17 protein-coding genes are annotated in these 19,473 nt (G+C 46.7%); 15 read left to right on the top strand and 2 right to left on the bottom strand.

The features are described from left to right. Window positions 1–26 precede the first annotated feature (26 nt). Together ACKU41_RS04680 and ACKU41_RS04675 are read left to right on the top strand one after the other, a co-directional pair. Window positions 27–797: a transporter substrate-binding domain-containing protein gene (locus ACKU41_RS04680; RefSeq protein WP_321404372.1), complete on the top strand. Its 771-nt coding sequence runs from the start codon at window positions 27–29 to the stop codon at window positions 795–797. Window positions 798–815: 18 nt separating this feature from the next. Beyond that, window positions 816–2,138 (top strand): deoxyguanosinetriphosphate triphosphohydrolase, encoded by a 1,323-nt coding sequence (locus ACKU41_RS04675; RefSeq protein WP_321404371.1) that lies wholly within the window; start codon window positions 816–818, stop codon window positions 2,136–2,138. Between the two features lie 78 nt (window positions 2,139–2,216). On the opposite strand, the gene ACKU41_RS04670 is transcribed toward ACKU41_RS04675, so the two are convergent. Both ACKU41_RS04670 and ACKU41_RS04665 read right to left on the bottom strand, forming a co-directional pair. Beyond that, on the bottom strand, window positions 2,217–4,139 hold the full coding sequence (locus ACKU41_RS04670) for a S9 family peptidase (protein WP_321404370.1): 1,923 nt from the start codon (window positions 4,137–4,139) through the stop codon (window positions 2,217–2,219). 3 nt (window positions 4,140–4,142) lie between these two features. Further along, window positions 4,143–5,225: a GGDEF domain-containing protein gene (locus ACKU41_RS04665; protein WP_321404369.1), complete on the bottom strand. Its 1,083-nt coding sequence runs from the start codon at window positions 5,223–5,225 to the stop codon at window positions 4,143–4,145. 321 nt (window positions 5,226–5,546) lie between these two features. Here ACKU41_RS04665 and gpt point away from each other — a divergent pair, with 321 nt between their 5' ends. The 13 genes from gpt to hydG all read left to right on the top strand — a co-directional run bounded on the left by gpt (window position 5,547) and on the right by hydG (window position 19,471). Further along, the gene (gene gpt, locus ACKU41_RS04660) at window positions 5,547–6,044 is read left to right on the top strand and encodes a xanthine phosphoribosyltransferase (protein WP_321404366.1); all 498 of its coding nucleotides are present in this window, start codon (window positions 5,547–5,549) and stop codon (window positions 6,042–6,044) included. 164 nt (window positions 6,045–6,208) lie between these two features. Next, the gene (locus ACKU41_RS04655; RefSeq protein WP_319780208.1) at window positions 6,209–7,285 is read left to right on the top strand and encodes a BMP family ABC transporter substrate-binding protein; all 1,077 of its coding nucleotides are present in this window, start codon (window positions 6,209–6,211) and stop codon (window positions 7,283–7,285) included. A 6-nt stretch (window positions 7,286–7,291) separates the two neighbouring features. Beyond that, a complete protein-coding gene (locus ACKU41_RS04650) occupies window positions 7,292–8,350 on the top strand; it encodes an ABC transporter permease (protein ID WP_319780207.1) in 1,059 nt (352 codons plus the stop codon). A gap of 256 nt (window positions 8,351–8,606) precedes the next feature. Further along, window positions 8,607–9,527 carry an ABC transporter permease gene (locus ACKU41_RS04645; RefSeq protein ID WP_319780206.1) on the top strand — a complete coding sequence of 307 codons (921 nt, stop codon included), beginning with the start codon at window positions 8,607–8,609 and terminating at the stop codon, window positions 9,525–9,527. Window positions 9,528–9,536: 9 nt separating this feature from the next. Further along, window positions 9,537–11,078, top strand: a complete 1,542-nt coding sequence (locus ACKU41_RS04640; protein WP_319780205.1) for an ABC transporter ATP-binding protein — start codon at window positions 9,537–9,539, stop codon at window positions 11,076–11,078. 155 nt (window positions 11,079–11,233) lie between these two features. Further along, entirely contained in the window at window positions 11,234–11,524 is a 291-nt protein-coding gene (locus tag ACKU41_RS04635) for a hypothetical protein (protein WP_321404363.1), read from the top strand. Between the two features lie 176 nt (window positions 11,525–11,700). Next, window positions 11,701–12,918, top strand: coding sequence for a PAS domain S-box protein (locus ACKU41_RS04630; protein ID WP_319780203.1), 1,218 nt, complete (start codon window positions 11,701–11,703; stop codon window positions 12,916–12,918). Between the two features lie 414 nt (window positions 12,919–13,332). Further along, window positions 13,333–14,646, top strand: a complete 1,314-nt coding sequence (gene ablA, locus ACKU41_RS04625; protein WP_321404362.1) for a lysine 2,3-aminomutase — start codon at window positions 13,333–13,335, stop codon at window positions 14,644–14,646. Then, entirely contained in the window at window positions 14,636–15,490 is an 855-nt protein-coding gene (ablB, locus tag ACKU41_RS04620) for a putative beta-lysine N-acetyltransferase (protein ID WP_321404361.1), read from the top strand. The genes ablA and ablB overlap by 11 nt, the downstream gene beginning before the upstream one ends. Window positions 15,491–15,965: 475 nt before the next feature. Beyond that, window positions 15,966–17,222 (top strand): [FeFe] hydrogenase, group A, encoded by a 1,257-nt coding sequence (locus ACKU41_RS04615; RefSeq protein ID WP_319781009.1) that lies wholly within the window; start codon window positions 15,966–15,968, stop codon window positions 17,220–17,222. A gap of 12 nt (window positions 17,223–17,234) precedes the next feature. After that, the gene (locus tag ACKU41_RS04610) at window positions 17,235–17,573 is read left to right on the top strand and encodes an iron hydrogenase small subunit (protein WP_319780200.1); all 339 of its coding nucleotides are present in this window, start codon (window positions 17,235–17,237) and stop codon (window positions 17,571–17,573) included. Window positions 17,574–17,789: 216 nt separating this feature from the next. After that, complete coding sequence (locus tag ACKU41_RS04605; RefSeq protein ID WP_319780199.1) at window positions 17,790–18,032, top strand: TM1266 family iron-only hydrogenase system putative regulator; 243 nt, start codon at window positions 17,790–17,792, stop codon at window positions 18,030–18,032. A gap of 14 nt (window positions 18,033–18,046) precedes the next feature. Further along, window positions 18,047–19,471, top strand: a complete 1,425-nt coding sequence (gene hydG / locus ACKU41_RS04600; protein WP_319780198.1) for a [FeFe] hydrogenase H-cluster radical SAM maturase HydG — start codon at window positions 18,047–18,049, stop codon at window positions 19,469–19,471. The last annotated feature ends 2 nt before the right edge of the window (window positions 19,472–19,473 follow it).

Here is a 19,473-nt window from a genome sequence, read left to right as displayed (position 1 = left end):
TATCCCTATTGCGCTATGTTTACGGTATGGATAAAAAGTGGTTGAAACTTAAATTTATCGCATTACTGTTTGGCGTTATTTTTATATTCGCTTCTCATCATGGAGTAGCGAAGGCGTATACTCTTGTCTCTTTGGAGTATGAGCCGTATTCGTACCATAGCAACGGGACATTTCAAGGCTATGATGTTGAAGTTTTGCGGGAATGTTTTCGCCGTATGGGTGAAGAATTAGAAATTACCCTTATTCCATGGAAACGGGCTCTATCTATGGGCATGTCTGGAGAAGTGGATGGTGTTTTCGGAGTGTTCAAGCGTCCTGAACGTGTAAGGAAAATGTTTTTCAGTGAGCCTGTACGTAAAGAAAAGATATCTTTTTTCGTGCGTCGAGATTCCCCCCTTGTTTTTGATGGTGATTTAAATCAACTTAAGAATTGTTCGTTCGGGATTGTGAGTGGGTATAGTTACGGTAAGGCTGTGGACTCTTTTTTAGAAAATGAAATCCCGGCATCCAGAGTTCAAATAGGTGTTTCCCCGGAAATGAATATAGCCAAGCTTCTCAGAGGCCGGTTTGATATTTATGTCGGAGATACTATTTCATCATTGAATATCATGAAAGAGATGGGGGTTGCGGAACAGGTTAGAAAGCTTGGACCTTCTATCAATTCCAGCGATGTGCATGTTGCTTTTTCCAAAAAACGCAAGTTGAGATTCCTGAGAAAGAGATTCAACTCAGCATTAAGATCAATGCGTTATGATGGAACTTTGGATCGGATCAGGAAAAAGTATTTTGATGAGTAGTTAAAGGATAGGATATAAATGCAGTGGAATAAGCTAATCAGCAAGCAGAGAATCGGAAAAGAAAAATCTAATTATATAGATAAAGACCGCAGCGAATTCCAGCGTGATTTCGACCGCATAATTTTCTCCTCCGCTTTCAGGAGATTACAGGATAAAACACAGGTGTTCCCTCTCTCGCGTAGTGATTACGTGCGAACCAGACTGACTCACAGTCTGGAGACTTCTTCTGTGGGCAGATCTCTGGGCAATATGGTCGGTAGCAGGTTGGTAAAAAAGTATGACGATCTTGATTTGATTCCTTCGGAACCGGGAACCGTGGTAGCCACGGCCTGTCTTGCCCATGACATAGGCAATCCGCCTTTTGGACATTCCGGAGAGGATGTAATCCGCGACTGGTTTCAAAGTTCGGAAATAGGTACGGAACTTTGTTCCATGGTCGATAAAGGACAACAGGCTGATTTCATCTGGTTTGAAGGTAATGCGCAGGGGTTGCGCAATATTCTTGCGTTGCAACGACCTTACAGTAAGGGAGGTATGCAGCTTACCTGCGCTACTTTGGCTGCTTTTACCAAATACCCCTATATCTCGGGACATATTGAAAATAAGACTAAATTCGGAATATTTGCCAGTGAAGCAGATATCTATGCTGAGATTGCAGGGCATCTCGGGTTAATCGAATTGGAAGATAAAAAATGGGCGCGCCATCCTTTTGCCTATCTGGTGGAAGCAGCGGACGACATCTGCTATCATGTCATTGATATTGAAGACGGGCATCGGCTCGATTTAATATCTTTTGATGAATTGCGGCGTATTTTCTTGGATGTTCTGGATAACAAGCCGGATATAATTTCACGAGTTGATTGTATCCCGGGCAAGAAGGAGCAGGTTGAATACCTGCGGGCCTGCACCATCAATGCGCTGGTGGAAAGTTGCAGCGATATCTTTTTTGAGCACGAACAGGAAATTCTGGCCGGGAGATTCAATTCCAGCCTTACTGAAGAAATTGCCAAGGCAGAGGAATTCAGCAGGCTCAAAAAAATCGCAATTGAAAAAGTTTACAACTCCACCGAAGTAATTGAAACCGAGTCCGCTGCATACGAAGTGCTCTGGAAGATTTTGGACTTTCTGGGACAGATTGTCATTGAAATCCACAATAAAGGCGAGCTTGGTGCCAAGTGCAGAAAATCAGTCAAGCTGCTGCCCGAACTTTATGCACCTTCACCAGATGCAAGTGTGTATCAAAATATCCAGAAGATTGTAGATTATGTTTCCGGTATGACCGATACCTTTGCAGTACGGACTTTTAATAAAATTTCGGGAATATCGCTGCTGCGAAGATAGTTTGATCCTTGTTTTTCAAAATAAAAACGCCGCACTCCATAGAGGATGCGGCGTTTTTTAATGACTCGATAGTTTAAGCTACCGCAGCAGGTGTTTATTCAGGAATTTTTCCATGGCTTCGTAAAAATCAAAACGGTTTTCCTGATTGTGGAAGCCATGTCCTTCGTTATCTTTGACCATATATTCCACGGCAACGCCGCGGTTACGCAGGGCTGTTACTATCTGGTCCGATTCGGCTTTTTTCACTCGGGGATCGTTGGCTCCCTGCGCAACAAAAAGGGGAGCTTTGATTTTATCCGCATGGAAAACAGGTGAAATCTTGCGTAACATTTTATAGTCGCGGACCGGATCACCTATTTTGAGGTAGAAATCCTGTTTTTCATTTTCCCAGTACGGAGGCAGGGTCTCCAGCAGGGTGAACAGGTTGGAAGGCCCTACATAATCGATTCCGCAGGCATATAGATCAGGGGTGAAGGTCAGTCCGGCAAGGGTTGCATAACCTCCGTATGACCCTCCGTAAATAGCTATCCTGTCAGGGTCCGCAATGCCCAGATCCATTAGCCAGTGGGCTGCGTCGGTCAGATCGTTTTGCATGTTCCGGCCCCATTGCTTAAACCCTTTTTCCATGAATTCGCGTCCGTATCCTGTGGAGCCACGGAAATTAACCTGCATTACCGCAATGCCCAGATTGGCCAGAAATTGAGTTTCCGGGTTGAATTCCCAGTAATCGCGTAACCACGGTCCGCCATGCGGGTTAATGACTACAGGCAGGTTGCCCGGTTTTCTGTTTTTGGGCAGGGTCAGGTAGCCGTGGATAGTCAGTCCGTCACGGGAAATAAAGGAAACCGGTTTCATCTCAGCCATCTGCGATTCATCAAGCCAAGGGCTGACATCAGTAATTTTTGTCAATTTCTTGTTATTGACATCGTAGATATAACCCGCCCCTAAACTACGGTCGGAGTATGTACGGACAATATATTTGTCTTCTTCCCGGTCCGCAGCAGTTATGACAACTTCATATCCGGGCAGCAGTTTCTCCAGATCGTTCTGTACTTTTTCGCGGTCATCATCAAAAAAAACGTAATGATGCTTGTCAGTGAAAAAGCCTGCTCCGGTAATAATTTTACGTTTTTTTGAATAAAGAAGCCGCTCTACATCAACATCCGGGTGTTCGAAAATTAACTGTTCCAGCTTTTTGGTTTCCGGATTAAAGAGGTAAATGGCTTGTTTATCCCGGTCTATATTGGTGCTGACGTAAAATTTCCTGTTATCGAAATCAAAAATCAGAGGACTGAATTGAGTCCTTAAGTCAACATCCATGATCGGGCGGAATATTTCGGAGTCATTGTTGCGGTATAAAATTTCGTTCTGCCCGTTGCGGCTTGCAATGGCGAGGCGGACTTTTCCGTCATGGTCTGTCCTCCATTCGTTTACATCTCCGGGGTTGCGGGCTTCAAGTTCAAGTTCTCCGCTGACAACATTAAGTCTGTATACATCAAAGAGTCTGGGGTCATCCCTGTTCATGACAATCAGGATGTGTTCGTCATCGTTTTCCAGTTCATCCAGCAGATTGGTACGGGTATTTTCAAAAGGAGTCAGATCGGTTGCCCCGCTTCCGTCAATGGCTGCGGAGAATGTGTGGACATTTTCATCTCCGCCGGAATCCTGTCCGAATACAATGCGCTCATTGCCGACCCAGAAATAACCGTAGATGTCACGCTTGGTGGAACTTGTCACTCTTGTGGTTTTCCCGCTGGAAAGATCTTTGACAAAGATATTGAGCCGGTTTTCCCAAGGTGCAAGCCATGCGATTTTTTTGCCGTCCGGTGAGATGCTGAAAGCTTCTGCCACCGGATTCTTAAAAAAATCGCGTAGGGGAATTGAGCCGGTATGTGATGGCTGGACAGCCTGCACCGTATCGGGCTGATGGCTGGAGCAGGCAGAGATAGAGATAAAAACAGCAGCAGTGAGTGCAGCAACGAGAATTTGTAGCTTTTTCATTTATTACTCGGCAGGTTTAATGGATTCGGGGTGTGTGTATACAGTTCCGGGACCATATTTTTTGGATTCTTTTAAGGCCAGATCAACTTTTTTGAGCAGGGTTTCGGAATTTTCATCATGTCCGCACATTGCAATTCCGGTATTCATCAGAAAGGGTACGGCGTTCAGACTTTTGGTTTGCGAAACAAGTTTGTTGATTTTGTCAGTAAGGTTTTTTGCGTTTTTCACGGAAGTGTGCGGGGCCAGAATAATGAATTTATCTCCGCCGACCCTGAAGAAGCTGTCCGGGCGTCTTAAATTTTTACGTACTACACGGGCAAAACCGGCCAGAATCTTGTCTCCGGTTTTCTGGCCGTGTTTCTGATTGATTGCTTTGAAATTGTGGATGTCCATCTTGATGAGTGCCAGATCTGACCCGTATCTTGTCGCAGTGGATACTGCTTTTTCCGATTCTTCGTAAAATTTCATTCTGCCGGGGAGATTTGTCAGTGAATCCCGTTCCGCCAGTTTTTTGATGGTGGTTTGGCTCAGCTCTTTTTCCCGTACGCAGCGGATAAGTTCTTCCCGCATTGGCGAGTCCACAATATAGTAATGGATAACTGCAAGAATACAGATCAAAAACAGGATTGCATATTCATATTTAACCAGATTTACGTGAAATCTGTTCGAAGCTTTGCTTATGTCCGATGATACCGTGCCTATTGATGAAGCCAGCTTGCGCATAGTTTTATTGATTGCGTCTGCCTGTCCTGAATTGGCTGCACGGATAAAGTTTTCAGCGGAAAAAAACAGGCTGGAATCTTCGTTGTTCAGTGATTTGGTTAAGCGGTTGTCGGCAGGATATTCCTGTAGTTTTTTAATGATAGCAGCGAAGGTTCCTATGGCGGAATCCGCACCCATACCTTCCTGCGAGGTAAGAATCTCCACTGCGGTAAGATGAAGTCCGGTCAGCAGTCCTTGGGTGTCTGTGAAATTTCTGCGTTCAATCAGCAGGGTATGAAAAAGGTAAAGTGCGCTCAGGGCCAGCAGAAGGATAAGGGGCAGGGTAATCTTGTAGCGTAATCTGGCGGCATCTTGAAATCTCATAAGCTATGACCTTTATTTTGCGGTGTTTTGTTTTTCGCTTCCTATCATTTTCTTTTAACCTTGGCGCAGGTTTATGTAAAACCAAAAATAAAGTTTGCCAAGGCGTGTGCAAGGCTGAGGGCTTGTGCAGGGTAGACGTAAACAGTTATCTGCTGCTAAAAAGTATCCTGCTGTTTGCGGCAACGGCAAAAATGTTTTGCATGGTGAAAATAAACCTGAATTTTCATAAATGTGGAAATGCTTTAAATTTTATGTTGCCCTTGTCCATTCGTTGGGCTAGGGAAAACCGCGTGCATGCATGGAAATTAAGGAGAAGATAAATTGTCCAAGGCAGACAGATATAATAAAATGTACCCCATTTCTTGGGAACAGCTGCACCGGGATTGCAGGGCTTTGTCCTGGCGGCTGCTTGAAAAAGGGCCTTTTGAAGGCATTCTGGCTATAACCCGGGGCGGACTGGTCCCTGCGGCGATTTTAGCCCGTGAGCTCGAGATAAGACTTATCGACACCGTCTGCATTTCCACTTATGATTGGAAAACTCAGGAAAAGAAAGCCACTGTACTCAAAAATTTCAAAGGCGACGGCGAAGGCTGGTTGCTGGTTGACGATCTGGTTGATACCGGAGGCACTGCCAGACTGGTCCGTGAAATGGTCCCCAAGGCTCATTTTGCCACAATTTACGCCAAGCCCGAAGGCCGTCCTTTGGTGGATACCTTCATTACTGAAGTAAGTCAGGATACCTGGATTCTCTTTCCATGGGACAGTGCAACCCAGTTCGCTCAACCCATTGTGAAGGTTTCGCAGGAAAATAATAGTTAAGATTTTATCTTAACACGGTTCAGGTTTTTAGACATTTGCATTGCCAGCTGCCGGACGAAGGGAGTCCGGGGGCTGGTTGTGTATTTGTTTTTTTTACAATCAGGGGAAGGTTCGTTTATACGGAACTTCAACAGGGTTTCTAAACAATTTTCAAGGAGTGGATGATGCGTAAAGTTCTGCTTATGGCCATTGTTGCGGTCATGTCCGTGATGCTGGCATCCGTAGCGTTTGCCGGTACCAAAAAGGATAAAGTGAAAGTCGGTTTTGTTTACATTTCTCCCGTGGGTGACGAAGGTTACTCCTATGCACAGGATCAGGGCCGTAAGGCAATTGACGCCCTCCCCTGGGTAGAGACTTCCTTTGTAGAATCCGTTGCAGAAGGTCCGGACTCCGAGCGTGTTATGCTCAACTTTGCCCGCAAGGGTTACGATATGGTAATCGGCACAAGCTTCGGTTACATGGATCCCATGGTCAAAGTTTCCAAGAAATTTCCCAAGACCGCATTCATGCATTGCTCCGGTTTTAAGAAAACTCCGAATATGAGCAACTACTTCGGCCGTATGTATCAGGCTCGTTACCTGACCGGGATTGTTGCGGGCCTGATGACCAAATCCAACGTAATCGGCTATGTTGCCGCTTTCCCCATTCCTGAAGTTATCCGCGGTATCAACGCTTTTACCCTTGGTGTGCGTTCCGTCAATCCCGAAGCTACCGTCCGCGTGGTCTGGACAAAAACATGGTACGATCCCGCTCTGGAAAAAGACGCAGCCATTTCCCTGCTGGACATGAAAGCCGATATTATCACCCAGCATCAGGATTCCCCCGGTCCTATGGAAGCTGCTCAGGAACGCGGCAAGTATGCCATCGCTTACAACTCCGATATGTCCAAGATGGCTCCCAAGGCTCACCTGACCGCTGCTGTCTGGAACTGGGCACCGCTTTTCAAGAACGCTGTAGAGCAGGTTCGTGACGGTGTATGGCAGGGTAATGAATCCCTGTGGTGGGGTATGGATCAGGGCATCGTGGATATTGCTCCCTTCGGCCCCATGGTTCCTCAGAACGTAAAGGACAAGGTGGCTGCTGCCAAGAAAGCTATTGTTGAAGGCAGTAATGCAATTTTCGTAGGTCCCATTAACGACCAGAACGGTAAAGAAATGGTTCCCGCCGGAAAAACCATGGCCGATCCTGAACTGCTCGGTATGATGTGGTTTGTTGAAGGCGTAATCGGGAATACCAAGTAATAATTTATGTTGGGTTATCGCTTACAAAAGCGTGATGAACCCTGGAACTGGGGCGCCCCGATTATTATCGTGGGCGCTCTGGTTCTATCTTTCGGGATCAGCGCGCTCCTGCTTGAATTGCAGGGAAAATCTGCTGTACAAGGACTCCTAGTGCTCTGGCAGGGGTCTTTTGGTGCTTCATGGGCTTTGGAAGATGCCCTTCTAAAATCTATTCCCATTTTTCTTTGTGCTCTGGGTGTTGCTACAGCCTTCAGGATGCAGGTCTGGAATATCGGTGCCGAAGGGCAGTTCGCTCTCGGTGCAATCGGGGCCACTTGGGCTGCGCTTAATTTTTCCGGCCTGCCCGGCTATCTGCTTATGCCGCTTATGTTTATCTGTGCCGCGGTTTTCGGCGCTTTCTGGGCCTACATTCCGGCTATTCTACGGCTTAAACTGCAGGTCAACGAAATCATTTCCACCCTGATGCTCAACTACATTGCCATCCTCCTGCTCGAATACCTTGTCTTCGGTGTATGGAAGGACCCGGCCAGCTTCGGTTTTCCGGTGACCCCGGAATTTACACCCGCAGCCATTATCGGGCAGATAGGAGATAGCCGGCTGCATTGGGGATTTGCGGTCTGTGTCGGTTCCGGTATTGCCATGTGGGCCTTCATGCGTTTTACCCGGCTCGGATATGAGATCAAAATTGCAGGTGAAGGCGAACGCATCGCTATGTATTCCCGTTTGCCTTATGGAATGTTGACCATACTCGTTATGGCTATTTCCGGTGCGCTGGCCGGATGGGCCGGATGTATTGAAGCTTCCGCCACCATCAATAGGCTGCAGCCATCAATTATGGTCGGTTACGGATATACTGCAATCGTCGTAGCATGGCTTGCCAGACTTCATCCTCTTTACATCGGCATCTCCGCTTACCTGCTGGCAGCTCTGCGTGTCGGTGTTGAAAACATGCAGCTCGAGCTTCAGACTCCGGCTTCTTTCGGGTCTATTATGGAGGGGTTGATTCTTCTCTCTGTGCTCGCTGGCCAGATGTTTGTAACTTATAAGATAGTTAAGAAAAATTAGTTTTGCCTCCGGCAGCTGGAGAAGGGAAACTTCTTTGGTGGGTCTCCGCTGCAGGAGACGTCAAGTCGGGATTGGATTTAGTAAAGTTTTTTCGCATGACATTTTGCGTGTAAGTATATTTTTAAGCATAGACAGGTCTGCAATTAGCAGATGCGAAGCTAATCAAAAGTTTTTGGGATTCTTAAACCCTTTTTACAAAAAGGGTTTAAGGCCCCCGGCAGGGTCGCCGGAGGCATACTAATATGGATGGTTCCTGATGTTAGAAAGTTTTATTGTCCCTTTGCTGGCTGCGACAGTGCAGTCCGGTACACCGATTCTCTACGCGACCCTTGGTGAGATTCTCACTGAGAAGGGCGGGGTGCTCAACCTCGGTGTGGAAGGCATGATGAGTATGGCGGCTTTTGCTGCTTTTTTTGTAACCATGACCACAGGCAATCCGTGGCTCGGTTTCATTGCCGGAGGTCTTGCCGGAACATTCATGGCTGCGCTGCATGGTCTTGTCTGTATCACTTGTCTCGGTAATCAGGTTGTTTCCGGTTTGGCACTGACCATCCTCGGTGTGGGACTTTGCAACTTCCTCGGCACTCCATATATCGGTACAGCTACTGACGGGTTCGATAAATTCAGTTTTCCGGTGCTTTCCGCGCTCCCGTATCTCGGGGATATTTTCTTTAAGCAGGATGCTCTTGTTTATGTCTCCTACCTGATTCCTGTTTTGTTCATGTTTTTTATCAACCGAACCAGCTTAGGTCTGGCCATTACCGCTGTTGGTGAGAAGCCGGCTGCAGCTGCCGCAGTAGGATTGAAGGCTCTTCGCCTGCGTTGGATCTCATTGTTGGGCGGTGGGTTCCTGATAGGTCTGGGTGGGGCTTACCTTTCTCTCGCCTATACCCATCTCTGGGCCAACGGACTTTCCGGCGGACGCGGGTGGATCGCTGTTGCCCTTGTTATCTTCGCTTTCTGGAGACCGGGCAGGGCCGTATTCGGCGCATATCTTTTCGGCGGGGTTATGGCATTTCAGCTGCGCTTGCAGGCTGTGGGAACCCATATCCCATCATCTCTGCTGCTGATGCTGCCGTATGCGTTGACCATTCTTGTGCTGATTTTCTCCGCCATGCGGGGACGCAGCGGCAATGCTCCCGCACATCTGGGAATCAACATCGAGCCTGAAGGGTAGGTGGTCACGATGAGTTCACTACAGGATTTCACACGTCCCGAATGCCAGAAGGCTACCGGATTTGAAGGCTGTGCTCCGCTTATTTCGTTGAAGGGCATTACCAAACGTTTCGGTAAGGTTGTAGCCAACAATAATATTTCACTTGATCTCTATCCCGGACGTATCAAGGCCCTGCTCGGAGAAAACGGTGCGGGCAAAAGTACGCTCATGTCTATGCTTGCCGGACGATTTAGGCCTGACGAAGGATACATTGAAGTCGACGGCGAACGCATGGACTTCGCCAACTCAAAAGATGCCATCAAAGCCGGAGTGGGCATGGTCTACCAGCATTTCATGCTTGTGGATACAATGACCGTAGCACAGAACGTGCTTCTCGGTCAGGAGGGCGGTTTCTTCGTTAATCCTAAGGAAATGGAAGAGCGGGTGCGTAAACTGGCCGATGATTATGAACTTGAAATCGATCCCTCTGCCAAAGTCTCAACCCTGTCTATGGGTGAGAAACAGCGGGTTGAGATTCTCAAGTTGCTCTATCGCGAGAGCCGGGTTCTTATTTTTGACGAACCAACCGCAGTTCTGACTCCGCGTGAAGCATTTCGCCTTTTTGAAGCCCTTTGGGCAATGACCCGTCAGGGCAAGTCTGTTGTCTTCATCAGCCATAAACTTGAAGAAGTCATGGCCATTGCCGACGAAGTTGCCATTCTGCGCCGGGGAAACATTGATGCCGAGGTTCCCCGCGACAAGATTACTTCCAAGGGTGATCTGGCCCGCCGCATGGTCGGTAAGGAAATAATTCTTGAAGTGAACAAGGAAGAGATTGAACCCGGTGAGAAGGTTCTGGAAGTCAGGAATATGACCGGGATCGGCTTGCGCGACATCAATCTGCACGTCTGTAAGGGCGAAGTTGTAGCTATTGTTGGTGTTGCCGGGAATGGACAGCAGGAGCTTGTAGAAGGAGTTTGCGGTATGCGTAAGCCTCCGAAAGATACAATTTTTATCATGGGTAAGCCGTGGCGCAAGTTTTTTGCCGAGATGACCTGGAATAATTCCATGTCCTACATTCCCGAAGACCGCTTGGACCTTGCAACGGCCCGCAACCTTGATCTGGTGGACAACCTTCTCTTGAGCACTCGTCAGGGATTTACCGCAGGACCTTTTCTCAAGCATGATCATGCCGCTAAAGTGGCTGAAGAGCTTGTAGAAGAATATGATGTGCGTCCCGGACGCATACGTGCTCTGGCGTGGCAGCTTTCCGGCGGTAACCTGCAGAAGATGGTGCTTGCCCGTGAGCTTTACCGTCAGCCGCACCTGATAGTTGCGGAGCAGCCGACACAGGGCTTGGATATTTCCGCTACCGAAGAGGTCTGGAATAGACTGCTCAAGGCCCGCGAGATGGCCGGAGTACTGCTCATAACAGGCGATCTGGGCGAAGCCCTGCAGCTGGCTGACCGTGTAGCGGTAATGTATTGTGGTCAGATTATGGATGAATTTTCTGTTAAAGATAAAGCCAAGGTTGAAAGTATCGGACTGCTCATGGCCGGTGTACGTGAATAAGGGCATGAAAATTTGTGCTTTTTTTTCTCCTGTCATTTTGCTAGGCAGTACTGATATATTGTTTATATGGGAGTTATGTGCTTAATTAACGAAATGTATTTTGTTGGTATTCGTAATGATCCGATCTGTTTCAACCAAATCTAAGGAGATTCAAAATGGATATAATCCACGATATAGATGTTCCGTGCATGGCGGAGGGTATTGGACTCGGAAAATTAACAACTAAGCATCCTTCCGGTTCGATAGGACAGCCGGTATTTGTTGCTGATTCATCCTCAGAAGCATATGGGCCTGCTCAGGTTCAGGCAATCATGCCGATTGAGGGACATACTTATTCTGAAGAACAATTGGAGTACGTGCGTTATCACGGTTTGCAGATACAGGGTGATCGGGCTTGGTATATGGACGGATGGGCACCGAGCAAGCATGTCTGCAAGGGGCACTAGTTCTGCCTGAATAATTACGGCTGTATCTTTAAAATTATGCTTTTTCAAAAGGCTTGGCTTAAATTTTAAGCTGAGCCTTTTTTCTTGGATAAAATCCGGTCAGCAGCATGTTTGAATTAAGTTTGTTTGCCTGATAAATATTGGCCTTCAATAATTTTTAAGTGCAGGAATTTACCGTGAGCTCAAATACAGACGACAATTTTGAACGACTCCCTGAACCTATCTCTGAAGTTTTTGAGTCCTTTTCCGATTATTTCTTTTTCACCGATGGCGGAGGTTTCGTCTGTTCAGCCAGTGAACGGGTAGTTGATTTTTTTGGCTGCCCTCTGGAAGGACGACAGCTTTGGGAAATTCTGGGTGTAGAAGCCTCCGGTATTGAAGATTTCCTTTCAGCTTATCCTGTCGCCGGGGTACATGAAATCCCTTATGGTGAAAGCGGCGGTAGCTACTCCTTGCGCCTGATTCCTCTTCTTGGGCCTTATTGTTCGGAAGGTTATGCTGCTGTTGTCACCAATAATGCTCCTTTTGTAGAATTGCATGAGACTTACGAAGAACGTATTGAAGATAATATTGCAGCTCTTGATGACAGTGTTGCGCTCTTTAATGCTCTTTTTGAAGCAGCTCATGATCCAACTTTTCTGGCTGATTCATCTTTTCGTATACTCACCTCAAACCCTGCTGCGGAGAGGATTTTTGGGCGTAGCCGCACTCTTTCCGGTAATAGCTGTTTGAGTATTTTCAGTGCGAAATCGTCTAAGATAGTGCGTGAGCATTTTGAAACCTGTACCACCGAAATTACGGTACCTTTTGATGAATTACTTACCGCCAGAAACAGTTCCGGTAAGGAAATTTCAGTAGAGCTGACCATGCATAAAGTACGCCTTCAATCCGGTACAGTGTTTCATGTCGGACTTCGGGATATGACTGATATTCAACGTCTTGAAACCGGTTTGGAGGAGACACGTGAGCAGGTTGACGGCATGAACGTAGCTTTGCGCACAGTTATTGAATCTGTTGAAGAAGAAAAAAAGGACATGCATGAGGATTTCGCCTTGCAAGTCCGTGAGCAGATTATGCCTGCTCTAGATCGGATGATTGAAGAACCTGTTCCCCAGATGCGCAGGAGTTTTGGAAAGTTTATCAAAGAACGTCTTTCTGCACTCGCCGGAGAGACCGGGGACCAGTTTGAAGACCTGCTGCTTAAGCTAACTCCCCGTGAAGTGGAGGTCTGCCGCTATATTGAAGCAGGTAAAGGCACTGAGCATATCGCTGAACTTCTGAAAATAACTGCTGATACAGTACGCACTCACCGTAAAAATATTCGGCGCAAGCTCGGCCTGCAAGGTAAGAGCATTTCATTGATTTCCTATCTCAAACATCAAATGAATTCTTAGATTATTGGGTACTTCCTGTACCCATTTTGTACCCAATAAATCGCCTTGTTGGTGGACGGTAATTCTGTATTGTTTTGCGTAACGACAGAATTACTCAATTTATTTTTATCTACCTGCATACAAATGAAACCTGATAATATAGCAAATTGTGACCTGCAAAACGCAATCGTAACTATTGTGCTGGCTGTTGTTGCATTGTGTTTATTTCTTGGGTTTTCGTATGTGCATCGCAGCGAAATTCGAAAAGCTACTTCAGCACCTTATATAATGATATATAAGAGCGTATATCTTCTAAAATAGTTTACATATTCAGGAGAAAACAGAAACGTTTTGCTGCCTTATACCTTGCGGGTTTTCTAGTTTAAGTCCGTTTCAGGGATTTCTTTCTCAAATTTTATAAAACTACAGGATATTATGACTGTTTACACTGAGCGACAGGAAGCATTGGCATGTGTGATTGATGATGACTCTTCAAGGTCTGACTGGACTGACTGGAAGTGGCACGTCCGCAATACAGTCAGGACTGTCTCCAGCTTTGAAAAAATACTCGGCATCAAATTCAGTGATTCTGAACGTAAGAAACATGAGTTGACCCTGCAAAAATTTCCGTTGGCGATCACCCCTTATTACTTATCGCTTATTGATGTTGAAGATTATGAAAACGATCCCGTGTTCTTGCAATCTTTCCCCAGCCCGGAAGAGCTGAAGATTGAGCGTTGTGATATGACCGATCCGCTGCATGAGGATGAAGACAGTCCGGTACCCGGGCTGACCCACCGATACCCGGACCGGGTACTTTTTCATATCAGCAATCTTTGCTCCATGTATTGCAGGCACTGCACCCGTAAACGCAAGGTTGGTGATCAGGATTCCGTTCCGTCGCGCAGTCAGTTGGAAAAGGGTATCGAGTACATCCGCAATACCCCGCAGGTGCGTGATGTGTTGCTGTCCGGGGGGGACCCGTTCATGCTTTCGGATGAGAAGTTGGATTGGATTCTGACCAGACTGGGTGAGATTGAACATGTTGAAGTAATCCGTATCGGGACCCGTATGCCGGTTGTCCTGCCATACCGCATTACTGATAATCTGGTAAATATGCTCAAAAAACATCATCCTCTCTGGGTCAATACCCATTTCAACCATCCTCGGGAAGTAACTGATTCTTCTCGCAGGGCTCTTGCCAAGCTGGCTGATGCCGGAATTCCGCTTGGTAACCAGAGCGTGCTGCTGGCCGGGATCAATGATTGTCCGCGTTTGATTAAGAGCTTGAACCACAAGCTGGTCAAGAACAGGGTGCGTCCGTACTATCTCTATCAGTGCGACCTTTCCGAAGGTTTAAGCCATTTTCGAACTCCCGTGGGCAAAGGTATCGAGATTCTTGAAAGCCTGCGAGGGCATACCAGCGGTTTTGCTGTCCCCACATACGTTGTGGATGCTCCCGGCGGAGGCGGTAAGATTCCGGTTATGCCTAATTATATTGTGTCATGGGCCACCAATAAGGTTGTGTTACGAAATTATGAAGGTGTTATAACTACTTATACGGAGCCTGATTCCTACGAATGCAACTATTGTGACCGCAATTGTGAGGAGTGCAATCTTCAGCTCAAGGAAGAAGGGGCTGAAGAAAAAGCAATCGGTATCGAAAAATTGATCTCCGATTGGGATGACACCCTCAGCCTGACTCCTGAAGACAACGAAAGGGCGGAGCGTAATTCCCATGTTGTATGATTCGATTGTCAGTGTAGGTCAAAGCAGAGTGCAGATAGGTTCATTTAATGACCGTATTTATCTGATGTCATATGCGGTTGAAGATTGTAAGAATATCAATCTTGCAGATGAATTGATAGATATTGCTGTGCAGGAAGACCTGTCGAAGATATTTGCAAAAGTTCCTGCTGAATATATGGTCCCCTTTCTTTCCTGCGGGTTTGAGAAGGAGGCGTTGGTGCCGGGGATGTTTGGCGATGACGATGGTGTTTTTTTAAGTTTCTATCGGTATAAGTGGCGAAAAGAGCAGCGCAACAGGCGGGAGCTTGATCGTGTTCTTTCTATTGCCGAAAGCAAGAAAGGGAAGGGCAATGTTAAATCTCTTCCCGGGAATCTGCAGCTATGCAGACTCGGCCATAAAGATGCGCAAGCACTCGCGCATCTTTATGAGCGGACTTTTGAAACCTATCCATTTCCTGTCACCGATTCTGACTACATCTGTCAGGAAATGGAGGCTGGAGTACGTTTCATGGGCGTTTATGATGGTAACCACCTTGTGGGTGCCGCATCTGCGGAAGTGGCCGCTGACGGGATAAGTGCTGAGATGACCGATTTTGCTGTTCTCCCGGACTACCGTAAAGCCGGTCTTGCCGGGGCGCTTTTGTGTTCTCTGGAGGAGGATTGCGTAAAGTCCGGCATAAAGTGCTTCTTTACAATCGCCAGAGCCTGCTCATATGGAATTAATTCCCTGTTTTCCAAGGGGAATTATAATTTTTCAGGTTGTCTAATCAACAATACAAATATCAGCGGCAGCCTTGAGTCCATGAATGTCTGGTATAAACTTGGCCAGAAACAGTCTCACTAGTTTAATTTCTCTTAGTCCATCCATTTTTTTTGAAGGGTGATCTTCCTGATCACCCTTCAAAAAAAACTGAAATTTGATTTAAATAACCGACGTGGCCAGTTTCGTGTCATTGTGGTTATTTTGAGTTTTATCTTTTTCCTCATTTTAGGGCTGATAGTTCGTCCTACATCCCATCATCTTTTTGAATTTTCCATAGAATAATTAGTAGGCTATGTACTTTACCTCAAAAGGTCCTGTGTTCAGTGATCTTTTATTTGCCTAGGGTAATTTATCTTTTAGGTGATGAATTGACATGTATAATGGAAGTGTATTAGTACGTTTCTAGTGTTACTTTTTAATTATATGTGTTTGTTGTGTTTGAAGTTTTGTTAACTAATTTTAACAAAGGAGGCCATGCATGTCAGGATGTGCGCCTAAGTCCCCGCCTGCCGGGGCTGTAGCAGTTCAGCCTGCTGTGAATGAAAATGCCAAACGAATGGAGGGTGTTGAGTACAGTCTTTACGCTCCTCCAGTAGGGGTAGACGCAGACACAGTACAATTTGTGCGGGTTGATGGGTCCAAGTGCGAAGGATGCGGGGCGTGTGAAGAGGTCTGCGCGAGTGGAGCTATTCAGGCTATCAATGATGACGGAATTCACGGTATCGTCGATCCGGTTGCCTGCATGAATTGCGGTCAGTGTCTTGTCAATTGTCCTTATGGAGCTATTTCTGAAGGAGTTTCCTTCATAGACGAGCTCGCGGCAAAACTTAAGGACCCGGACACCATCGTTGTTTCCATGCCTGCTCCGGCTGTCCGCTATGGGCTTGGCGAATGTTTCGGTGCTCCCACCGGAACATACGTTGGCGGAAAAATGCATGCGGCTTTACGCAAGCTGGGGTTCGATTATATCTGGGATAACGAATTTGCTGCTGACGTTACCATCATGGAAGAAGGTACTGAGCTTCTTAACAGAGTTAAGAGCCAGGGAACCAAGGACGCAATGGCTTTGCCTCAGTTCACTTCCTGTTGTCCCGGTTGGGTAAAGTTTGCAGAAACTTTTTATCCCGACCTGATCCCTAATTTGTCCACCTGTAAATCACCTATCGGTATGCTTGGTCCTTTGGCTAAGACATATGGTGCAAAGGAAACAAAGACAGACGGTAAAAAGATTTACACTGTTTCCATCATGCCCTGTATTGCCAAAAAGTATGAAGGTGTGCGCAGTGAGCTGGATGATGCCGGATTTGACCGCGACATTGACGCCACAATCAACACACGTGAACTGGCTTATATGATTAAGGCTGCCGGTATTGATTTTAATAATCTTCCTGATGAAGATCCTGATCCGGTCCTGGGTGAATCAACCGGTGCGGCGACTATCTTCGGTAACAGCGGCGGGGTAATGGAAGCGGCTCTCAGACTCGCTTACGAAGTCCTTTCCGGTACCAAGCTTGCCAACCCTGATATCAAAGTTGTACGTACCCACGAGGGTATCAACACTGCTGATGTGAAGGTGCCCAACTTCGGTACTGTAAAAGTTGCTGTGGCCAGTGGACTCAGCAATGCCGCCAAGCTTTGTGATGAAGTACGTGCAGGTAAATCTCCTTATCATTTTATCGAGATTATGACCTGTCCCGGCGGTTGTGTTAACGGTGGCGGACAGCCTCTTGATCCTGAAATCAGGGCTTCTTTGTTCCGCTCTACCGTGGCTCAGATCAATAAACGGTTCAGAGCCCGCAAAATTAAGGCATAAGGAGAAACTGACATGAAATTAAGTAGACGCAGTTTCATCAAAGCCGCTGGTGCGGTAGCCGGTTATGCGGTTCTTGGCGTTAATATCGCCAAAGAAGCGGCAGCGGAAGTCATGGACTTTGTCGCCCGTCGTCAGAACTCGGTTTATGCGGCTGATGCGAATAAGAATATCTACAAATACAGAAAGTCTCAGGACAACCCCATGATTGTTAAAATTTACGATCATAAAGACGGTTTCCTGCATGACGGTCCCTGTGGACATGAATCCCATCATCTTCTGCATACCCATTACTATGATCGTAGCAGTAAGCTTAATGCCCTGAAAGAAAAGGGAATCGAGCTTAATCTCTAAAAAAAAATCTGCGTGCGTTAACCTGAGGTGAGGATGAATCTGACCCAAGGGCAGGCGCAAGCGTTGGAGGCTGTTTATATTAATCAGCCAGTGTCTTTCTTACCGGCAAATTACCGAGGAAAAGGGGTGTGTCCTGACTTCCTGCAGGGGTTTCCCCGGCAAGCTCCGGAAGCTGTCAGTTGCTTCTCTTACTTCGACCATTGCGGAGCCTTTTTAATGAATAAGCGTTTGGGAATTATAGGGATAACCATCAAAGACAGATATAAATCTGCACCTAAGGTCAACCAGACTCTTAGTGAACATGGAGAGATAATTGTAGGGCGCATGGGACTTCCTTTCCGCGAAAAGGGCGTGAATGTCATCGGTATAATTATCGAGGCAACCACGGACGAGGTCGGAGCATTGACCGGTCAACTGGGCATGCTTCAAGGTGTAAAAGTAAAATCACTTCTCGTGTAGGAAAGGATACAATTATGAATAAGAATGCTACTCTTGGAACCGGTCTCAAGTCATTTATTGATGAAGAGCTTATCTGGTCGGAAATGGAAAAAGCCACCAATCCGGAACCTTCCCTTGTCCGTGATGTAATAACAAAGGCCAAAGAGAGAAAAGGTCTTTCTCCATTTGAAGCAGCAGTTTTGCTGAAGAATAAAGATAAAGATCTGGATAACGAAATTTTTTCAGCCGCTATTGAGGTCAAAAAGGGAATCTACGGTAACAGGTTGGTTCTTTTTGCACCTCTTTATGTCAGTAATGAGTGTGCCAACCAGTGTGCATACTGCGGTTTTAACGCCACCAATAAAGACCTCGAGCGCCGCACACTCACCGCGGAAGAAATTCATAAGGAAGTAGAAGTCCTTGAAGATCTGGGCCATAAACGTCTTCTTCTTGTTTATGGTGAGCATCCCAAATATGATGCTGATTGGATTGCTCAGACAGTTAGAGAAGTTTACTCCGTAACTTCACGAAAGAGCGGTGAAATTCGCAGGGTAAACATAAATTGTGCTCCACTGGATGTTGAAGGATTTAAGAAACTTCATGATGTTGGTATCGGAACATATCAGTGTTTCCACGAGACCTACCATCAGGAAACGTACAAGAAATATCATCTCGCAGGACGCAAGACGGACTACAACTGGCGTCTCTATGCCATGCATCGGGCCATGGAAGCCGGTATTGATGATGTGGGCATGGGTGCTCTTTTCGGTCTTTATGATCCGGTCTTCGAGGTAATGGGCCTTCTTTACCATGCCAGACAACTGGAAATCGATTGCGGAGTTGGACCGCATACTATCTCTTTTCCCCGCATTGAGCCCGCGCAGAATTCTGATCTGGCATTAAATCCTCCATTTCTTTCTTCTCCTCATGATTTTAAGAAAATTGTAGCTGTTCTGCGTCTGGCTGTGCCGTATACCGGACTTATTCTGTCCACCAGAGAGAATCCGGAAACCCGTAAGGAATTGCTGGAAGTAGGCGTTTCCCAGATTTCAGGCGGATCACGCACATATCCCGGTGCCTACAGTGACCCTGAATATGACCGTCCCGAGGTTCAGCAGTTCTGTATCGGCGACAGCCGTTCCCTTGATGAAACCATCCGTTCCATCGTCGGCGATCATGGTTATGTTCCTTCATGGTGTACTGCCTGTTATCGCCTTGGGCGAACCGGTGAACATTTCATGGAACTGGCCAAGACCGGGTTTATCCAGAAATTCTGCCTGCCTAACGGCTTGCTGACTTTTAAGGAATATCTCGAGGACTATGCATCCGAGGAGACTAAAAAGGTTGGCGAAGAACTTATCAGGAATGAAATTGAAAGCTATGCCGACCCTGAGCGCCGTAAGCTTCTGACTGACCGTCTTGCCCGTATGGAGAATGGCGAGCGGGATCTCTACTTGTAATT

The organism is Maridesulfovibrio sp., assembly GCF_963678865.1.
Classification (GTDB): Bacteria; Desulfobacterota; Desulfovibrionia; order Desulfovibrionales; family Desulfovibrionaceae; genus Maridesulfovibrio.
This window is presented reverse-complemented; position numbering and strand designations above follow the sequence as displayed.

Bases quoted from the DNA above. Each gene is read 5' to 3' on its own strand.
- ACKU41_RS04645 (WP_319780206.1), top strand. From the start codon at position 8,607: ATGTTAGAAAGTTTTATTGTCCCTTTGCTGGCTGCGACAGTGCAGTCC.
- hydG (WP_319780198.1), top strand. From the start codon at position 18,047: ATGAATAAGAATGCTACTCTTGGAACCGGTCTCAAGTCATTTATTGAT.
- ACKU41_RS04635 (WP_321404363.1), top strand. From the start codon at position 11,234: ATGGATATAATCCACGATATAGATGTTCCGTGCATGGCGGAGGGTATT.
- ACKU41_RS04615 (WP_319781009.1), top strand. From the start codon at position 15,966: ATGGAGGGTGTTGAGTACAGTCTTTACGCTCCTCCAGTAGGGGTAGAC.
- ACKU41_RS04605 (WP_319780199.1), top strand. From the start codon at position 17,790: ATGAATAAGCGTTTGGGAATTATAGGGATAACCATCAAAGACAGATAT.
- ablA (WP_321404362.1), top strand. From the start codon at position 13,333: ATGACTGTTTACACTGAGCGACAGGAAGCATTGGCATGTGTGATTGAT.
- ACKU41_RS04670 (WP_321404370.1), bottom strand. From the start codon at position 4,139: ATGAAAAAGCTACAAATTCTCGTTGCTGCACTCACTGCTGCTGTTTTT.
- ACKU41_RS04650 (WP_319780207.1), top strand. From the start codon at position 7,292: ATGTTGGGTTATCGCTTACAAAAGCGTGATGAACCCTGGAACTGGGGC.
- ACKU41_RS04640 (WP_319780205.1), top strand. From the start codon at position 9,537: ATGAGTTCACTACAGGATTTCACACGTCCCGAATGCCAGAAGGCTACC.
- ACKU41_RS04675 (WP_321404371.1), top strand. From the start codon at position 816: ATGCAGTGGAATAAGCTAATCAGCAAGCAGAGAATCGGAAAAGAAAAA.
- ACKU41_RS04655 (WP_319780208.1), top strand. From the start codon at position 6,209: ATGCGTAAAGTTCTGCTTATGGCCATTGTTGCGGTCATGTCCGTGATG.
- ablB (WP_321404361.1), top strand. From the start codon at position 14,636: ATGTTGTATGATTCGATTGTCAGTGTAGGTCAAAGCAGAGTGCAGATA.
- ACKU41_RS04680 (WP_321404372.1), top strand. From the start codon at position 27: ATGGATAAAAAGTGGTTGAAACTTAAATTTATCGCATTACTGTTTGGC.
- ACKU41_RS04610 (WP_319780200.1), top strand. From the start codon at position 17,235: ATGAAATTAAGTAGACGCAGTTTCATCAAAGCCGCTGGTGCGGTAGCC.
- ACKU41_RS04665 (WP_321404369.1), bottom strand. From the start codon at position 5,225: ATGAGATTTCAAGATGCCGCCAGATTACGCTACAAGATTACCCTGCCC.